Raw genomic sequence first — 6,922 nt, forward strand, 5'->3', positions numbered from 1 at the left:
GATATAGCTCTTTAAAAATGACGAAGCTTGCGCTTCATTCAAAAATTGTAAAACATTTTTGCCTCATCGTTCAGTTTTCAAAGTTCGTCTGTCGTTCTTGGCGACTTAAATATCTTAACAAGCTATTAACGAGAAGTCAATATCTTTTTTAGATTTTTAAAACCGCTCTCGGCGACGTCTATTAATATATCAATAAAACTTTGAATACACAATAGCTTTTTCAGAAAAACTTTAAATTATTTCTTAGTCGTCTGCATTTTTTGTAGAAAATGATGAACGCATTTCTAGTTTCTTCATTATATAGAGAAAAAAGTGAACGTTGAATGGACCTAACCATTCGGCATATAAAAAGGCGAGATGGAATATCTCGCCTTACGATCTTAAATTCGAAAGTGAAACTTTGCGTTGCTTCGCCTCTTTTAAGTAAAAGAAGTACAATGCTTCCGCTTGTTTAACTTGCGCTGCTAATTCCCCAGTGTCTTCGATACTCACTTCAAGTATGTGACGTTTCGATTCGTACTTCGCCTTAGCATCTAACAGCTCTAACAAAAATCGTTGGTCATATCCGTCTCGGAGAGGTTTGCGAAACCATCTCATAGTTCGCGTCTACCTTCCATCGCTCTTGATAAGGTCACTTCATCCGCATATTCTAGATCGCCGCCTACAGGTAAACCGTGCGCCAGACGCGTTACACGAATTCCAGTCGGTTTTAAGAGTCGGGACAGATACATTGAAGTCGCTTCCCCTTCGATGTTCGGGTTAGTGGCCAAAATCACTTCACTAATCGCTTCATTTTCTTGAAGACGCGTTAACAAGCTCGACACGTTAATATCTTCAGGACCAATCCCTTCCATTGGGCTAATCGCCCCATGCAAGACATGGTACTTCCCACGATACTCTCGCATCTTCTCCATCGCAATCACATCTCTAGAATCTTGAACAACACAGACCACCGTCTCGTCGCGATGGGAATCCGTACAAATCGCGCATGGGTCAACATCTGTAATGTGCCCGCATACCGTACAATATTTAATATCACGTTTAGCGCTGACAAGAGCCTTAGCGAACGTCAGCACATCGTCTTCTTCCATATCTAATACGTGGAATGCTAGACGTATGGCAGTTTTCGGACCAATGCCCGGCAATTTGGTAAAGCTTTCAATCAAACGTCCGATCGCTTCAGGGTATTGCAACTCACATCGTTCCTTTCTTCACTTAAAAGCCTGGAAGGTTCATCCCTTGCGTAAAACGTCCCATTTTGTCATTAACGAGTTGGTCAGCTTGCTTCATCCCGTCGTTAACTGCTGCCAAAACAAGATCTTGCAACATTTCGACGTCATCTGGATCGACAGCATCTTCAGCGATGATGACATCTAGCACTTCTTTATGTCCACTGACGATAACTTTTACCATGCCGCCACCTGCCGTACCTTCAACAGTCAAGTCTTTCAATTCTTCTTGAGCTTTCGCCATATCTTTTTGCATTTTCTGCATTTGCTTCATCATATTGTTCATGTTTCCCATTCCACGCATGTAGAGCGCCTCCTTTTAAACTTCTTCAATTTCAACGACGTCACCGAAACGTTCAACGGCCTTCGAGACAAGTGGATCTTCTTCAACCACTTCCTCTTCTTTATGATCCGAACGTTCAGCTTGTTTACGAAGGATGAACTCATTCTTCAACTCAACCCAATCGGTCTCTAGTACGGCCATGATTTCTCGACGAATTCCCGTCACTTCAAACAAGGCTTGTTCAATCACGTCTCGCGTGCGACCGTTCGAGCTAACTTGCTCGTAGTGCCACGTCATCCCATCTTTAAATTGTACCAGTAAGGTGTCACTAGCACAAAGCACAGCTTCACTCTCATAGAATAGTGCAAAAATTGGACCATCCTGCGTTCGGATATTCCCCATGATATCTTCCCAGCTATCACGTATTGCGTTTAAATGTTGTCTTTCCGCTCGTTGCAATAATTGACGGATGCGTTCCTTCGGGACTCGAATTTGAGTTCGCTTGGCAACTTTAGGTTTCTCTGTTGTTGCTTCCGCTGCAGGAACTCCCGTTTTTTTGACTTCACTCAACTCGCGACTCAGTTCACGGACCTGCTCTTGAAGTTGTTTCATCTGTTCTGTCATCGTCCGCCCTTGTTCGGCGATACGAATAAACGTTAGTTCCACCAAAACTTTCGGATGATTCGATAATCGCATCTGTTGCTGACAATCATTCAACTCTTCAATCACTTGGAATAGTTCATCTGTCGACGTCGCTTCAACAAATTGTCGGAACGTCTCTGTCGGGCGAGCGCGTTCGAGTAAATCGACCGCTTGAGGTGAGGCCTTTAATAGTAAGGCGTCACGATGAACGAATACGAGATCTTCAATGAATCGCTTCAAATCCTTACCTTCACGCAGCATCGTTTCCAACGTACTCAAAATTTGATCAAGTTGCTTTTTCTGTAAGCCGTAAGCCATATCGAGCAGAGCATCATCTGTCACCGCGCCGGTCACTTCTAGCACAGCGTCTTCGGTCAAACGGCCATCGCTAAAAGCGAGCGCTTGATCGAGCAGGCTGAGTGCATCGCGCATCCCACCATCGGCAGCACGGGCAATCAGCTTGAGCGCCTCTGGATCATAGTCATAATCTTGATCGTTCAAGATATATGCCATACGTGTCTGCAATTGACCGACTTCATGCCGTTTCACATCAAAACGCTGGCAACGCGAGATGATAGTTGCTGGAATTTTATGCGGTTCTGTCGTCGCCAAAATAAAGATGGCATGCGCCGGCGGTTCTTCTAACGTCTTTAACAAGGCGTTGAAGGCACCTGTCGAAAGCATATGCACTTCATCAATGATATATACTTTGAAGCGCGCTTGAGAAGGCGGATATTTGACTTTATCCCGAATTTCTCGAATCTCGTCGACCCCGTTATTTGAAGCCGCATCGATTTCAAACACGTCCGGGCTTGTCCCTTCCGTGATTGCAATACAAGTCGGGCACGTATTACACGGCTCTCGTGTAGGCGCCGTCTCGCAGTTGATGGCTTTCGCGATAATTTTCGCCAGACTTGTCTTCCCGGTCCCTCGTGGACCTGAGAACAAATAGGCATGTGACATTCGTTCCTCAAGCAACGCATTTTGAATCGTGCGTGTGATATGAATTTGACCGACAACCTCTTGGAACGACTGCGGACGATAAACCCGATACAACGCTTGATACGCCATGTCCCCGCCTCCTTTCTTCCTTACATTCTCTATTTCATCATACAAAAAAATCTACAACCCTGGGGCCGTAGATTGAAGTTATTAAATAAATCTGCCGCGCACCGATTTCTGAAAGCACGTCAATGTGCGTTACTCATGCAGTTTGCTCGGCCCAAGCACCCCTGCGGCACACGGTACGTCACCACTTAAGGCTGCTTCCTTCCGGACCTGACCTGGTTCATGGGTGACCGTTGCGCAGGACTCAGACGTCAACGCCACTTACACGAGGACAGGCCACACCAATGCACTCCCTCGAATCGGAATTCAGTCTCGCTATAGCGGATTGCGAGTTACAGGGCACCGCTACCTCCCCGCCTAGCACGGCAAATGGGTAAATGAAGTTAGGCACTACGTTGAGTGCTATTACATTATACTGTTTAATCAGATGGGTTGCAACCTCTCTGTTCAAGCCGCGCCTGCTTCTTCCGTTCTCTAAGGTTTCGGAAGAAGATCGTCAGCAACTCCCCACACTCTTCTGCTAAAACATTTTCAGTTACTTCAGCTTGGTGGTTGAAGCGTTCGTCTTGGACGAGGTTCATGAGCGTCCCGCAACATCCACCCTTCGGATCGTGGGCACCAAAGATGACCCGCTTCACACGAGACAGCACGATGGCACCCGCACACATCGGACACGGCTCTAACGTGACGAACAGTTCACAATCCTCTAAACGCCAGTTGCCGAGCGTCTGGTTTGCCTGCTCAATCGCAATCATCTCGGCGTGGGCCGCTGCCAACAAGTCGGTTTCCCGACGATTATGTCCGACGGCAATCACCTCATCACCTTTAACGATGACGCATCCAATCGGGACTTCGCCGATTGCTTCCGCCTTCTTTGCTTCTTCAATGGCAAGCCTCATAAATCGTTCATCTCGTTCCATATACACACTCCGTTTCTGATCACTTATTATGAAAAAAAATGAAAATCATTTCGCTCGCCCTATCCACTTCATTGTATGCTAGAATGGAACTTGCACTTTGGATAATGGAGGATGACATCATATGTTTATAACGGTAGAGGGACCGATTGGTGTCGGGAAAACGTCACTGGCCCATATCATCAGTCAGCACTTTTCAATGCAGATGTTGAATGAAATTGTAGAAGAGAATCCGTTTCTCGGCAAGTTTTATGAAGATATCGACGAATGGAGCTTCCAAACGGAGATGTTCTTCCTTTGCAATCGCTTCAAGCAATTAGACGATATCCACAAACACCACTTGAGTCAACAGCAATCCGTCGTTTCTGACTATCATATTTTCAAGAACTTAATTTTCGCTCACCGTTCCCTGAGACCAGCTCATTTGAACAAATATGAGCAAATCTATAAGATTTTGACACACGATATGCCGAAACCTGATGTCGTCATCTACTTACACGCCAGCATCGAGACGTTAATGAAACGTGTCGCCTTGCGTGGACGTGAAGTAGAAGAGAACATGTCTCGCGATTACCTCGAACAGCTCGCTCATGATTACGAAACGTTTATCGAATCATACCGCGCGACGCATCCCGAAGTGACGATTCTTTCGTTTAGCGGAGATGAGCTCGACTTTGTCCAGAACCCGGATGATTTGACGCACGTCCTCTCGACGATCGAACGTGAATTAGAATTGACTAAAGGAGCACAAATCAAATGACGCTGAATGAAAAATATAACATTCCGAACGATACGATCATCACGATCGGTGGAATGGTCGGAATCGGTAAATCAACGATCACGAACTCACTTGCCGATGCCCTCAACTTCCGCACTTCACTCGAGAAAGTAGACACGAACCCTTATCTCGATAAATTTTATCATGATTTTGAGCGTTGGAGTTTCCACCTTCAAATCTATTTCTTGGCTGAACGGTTCAAAGAACAGAAGAAAATCTTCCAATACGGCGGCGGCTTTATCCAAGACCGCTCGATTTACGAAGATACTGGCATCTTTGCCAAGATGCACTATGAAAAAGGGACGATGTCTCCAACCGACTACGAGACGTACTCAAGTTTGTTTGAAGCGATGGTACTGACACCATTCTTCCCACACCCTGACCTTCTCATTTATCTTGAAGGCTCATTCGAGCAAGTACTCGACCGCATTCAAATGCGCGGGCGCGAGATGGAACAACAAACACCGATCACATATTGGGAAGAGATGTACGCTCGGTATACGGAGTGGATCAACAACTTCAACCTTTGCCCTGTACTTCGTCTCTCAATCGAAGAGTATGACTTGATCAATGACCCTAACTCGGTCGAACTCATCTTGGAGAAAATCGAGAAACAATTGACGATCGCTCGCGAAGCGAAAGTCAGATAAGTAAAGAAGGTGCACCGCTCGCTTGAGCGGTGCACCTTCTTTTTATGTGTGGGCGATATGAGGTTTCCGGTACGTCGGCGTCTTCCGAGCTTTTCGGAAACCGTCGATGGAATCAAACACTGCTGCCAAAATCGTGATGGCGACGACCAATCCAAATACCCAATCGAACGAGAGCATGCCGTTCAAAACGTTCGTCTCGATCCAGTTCAAAAATCGCGGGTCGAGTAACTGTGGGGAACTGGCCATCCAGATGATGAACGTTGCCGAGGCAATATTGTAGATCAAATTAAACGAAGCGAGGGCATACGTCCAATGTCCGTTCATCCATTTCCATACCCCAAGTACGACTTGGAGCAAGATGACGGTCACAAATAACCAAATCACATCCATCAGGAACGTTTGATTGAAGATGGGAGTGATCATCGTGAACCCCGCGTTCGTAGATTCATAAATCCCTAGTAACTGTTCGGCGTTAAAATACACGCCAAACCACACAGCTGTCCAAAACAACCCAAACCCTGCGTCAAATTTACTGATTCGACCGCCCTTCACCCGTTCTTTCAGCTTGGACACATCCCATTTCATATCTGGCGCCAGTACATCATCAGGTGCATAGCGCTCAATCAAAAAGAAGACGAGCGTAATCCAAAACACGAGCTGAATCCCGACCTCCCATAGCGCATCGAACATGTTCGTCAAAAATGTGCCGATCGTCGGCATAAGCGGTCCTGAGAACGTCGGCATAAGCGGTCCTGAGAACGTCGGCATGCTAGACAACGCGAGACCGAAGAAAACGACAGCTAAGACGATTGGAACGACAAGTTTAATTACGGTCACATACATTGGGAAAAAACGTGGTCCGATGACATACTGTCCTTCCTTATAACGTGCGGCAACGACGGTTGGATGCCCAATCTCTTCTAACACTCGTTTCACGTCCGCCTCAGTCGGGTGTTCGGGCAATGCCGCCTCGATCGATTGCCGAATCGAGGTAGCCGCCTCCTCGCGCCGTTTCGGAGGAACATGCCGTACGACCTCATCGATATACATCTCAATCCAATCCATGACGCTCATCTCCTTCCTTACGCGCCACTATAGTCTACTCTATGTAGATTCCCGGTTTACGCGCGGCTTAGCCAGATTTCGTCGGATTGCCACAAACAAAAAAAGCCGCAGACCGGAGTCTACGACCATAAAAAAACGCATCTGCCCATGCAGATGCCAAAACAAGCGGAGTTGGTGGGATTCGAACCCACGCGAGCCTTACGACTCCTAACGGATTTCGAGTCCGTCCCCTTCAGCCGGGCTTGGGTACAACTCCAGGCTTAAAAAAGTGTAAAAAAAAGAAAGTGGAG

General features: G+C 46.6%; 8 protein-coding genes, 1 tRNA gene and 1 other RNA gene. 2 read left to right on the top strand and 8 right to left on the bottom strand.

Annotated features, from left to right (window positions below):
* Nucleotides 1-372 precede the first annotated feature (372 nt).
* From KNP02_RS14035 to tadA, 6 genes are all read right to left on the bottom strand, one after another.
* On the bottom strand, nt 373-597 hold the full coding sequence (locus KNP02_RS14035) for a YaaL family protein (RefSeq protein WP_034781883.1): 225 nt from the start codon (nt 595-597) through the stop codon (nt 373-375).
* Nucleotides 594-1,193 carry a recombination mediator RecR gene (recR, locus tag KNP02_RS14040; protein ID WP_021065285.1) on the bottom strand — a complete coding sequence of 200 codons (600 nt, stop codon included), beginning with the start codon at nt 1,191-1,193 and terminating at the stop codon, nt 594-596. The genes KNP02_RS14035 and recR overlap by 4 nt, the downstream gene beginning before the upstream one ends.
* Nucleotides 1,194-1,215: 22 nt before the next feature.
* Nucleotides 1,216-1,533 carry a YbaB/EbfC family nucleoid-associated protein gene (locus KNP02_RS14045; protein ID WP_034781885.1) on the bottom strand — a complete coding sequence of 106 codons (318 nt, stop codon included), beginning with the start codon at nt 1,531-1,533 and terminating at the stop codon, nt 1,216-1,218.
* 15 nt (nt 1,534-1,548) lie between these two features.
* Entirely contained in the window at nt 1,549-3,225 is a 1,677-nt protein-coding gene (dnaX, locus tag KNP02_RS14050; RefSeq protein WP_214710105.1) for a DNA polymerase III subunit gamma/tau, read from the bottom strand.
* Nucleotides 3,226-3,319: 94 nt separating this feature from the next.
* An RNA gene (ffs, locus tag KNP02_RS14055) (signal recognition particle sRNA large type) lies at nt 3,320-3,588 on the bottom strand.
* Between the two features lie 53 nt (nt 3,589-3,641).
* Complete coding sequence (gene tadA, locus KNP02_RS14060; protein WP_034781890.1) at nt 3,642-4,142, bottom strand: tRNA adenosine(34) deaminase TadA; 501 nt, start codon at nt 4,140-4,142, stop codon at nt 3,642-3,644.
* Between the two features lie 121 nt (nt 4,143-4,263).
* Here tadA and KNP02_RS14065 point away from each other — a divergent pair, with 121 nt between their 5' ends.
* Both KNP02_RS14065 and KNP02_RS14070 read left to right on the top strand, forming a co-directional pair.
* Nucleotides 4,264-4,899 carry a deoxynucleoside kinase gene (locus KNP02_RS14065; RefSeq protein ID WP_114167452.1) on the top strand — a complete coding sequence of 212 codons (636 nt, stop codon included), beginning with the start codon at nt 4,264-4,266 and terminating at the stop codon, nt 4,897-4,899.
* Nucleotides 4,896-5,567 (top strand): deoxynucleoside kinase, encoded by a 672-nt coding sequence (locus KNP02_RS14070; protein WP_021065290.1) that lies wholly within the window; start codon nt 4,896-4,898, stop codon nt 5,565-5,567. The genes KNP02_RS14065 and KNP02_RS14070 overlap by 4 nt, the downstream gene beginning before the upstream one ends.
* Nucleotides 5,568-5,609: 42 nt before the next feature.
* Here KNP02_RS14070 and KNP02_RS14075 read toward each other — a convergent pair whose 3' ends face one another.
* On the bottom strand, nt 5,610-6,632 hold the full coding sequence (locus KNP02_RS14075) for a hypothetical protein (RefSeq protein WP_214710107.1): 1,023 nt from the start codon (nt 6,630-6,632) through the stop codon (nt 5,610-5,612).
* A 166-nt stretch (nt 6,633-6,798) separates the two neighbouring features.
* Nucleotides 6,799-6,888 (bottom strand) — tRNA-Ser (locus tag KNP02_RS14080).
* Nucleotides 6,889-6,922: the final 34 nt, after the last annotated feature.

This window comes from Exiguobacterium sp. s40 (genome assembly GCF_018617905.1).
Classification (GTDB): Bacteria; Bacillota; Bacilli; order Exiguobacteriales; family Exiguobacteriaceae; genus Exiguobacterium; species Exiguobacterium mexicanum_A.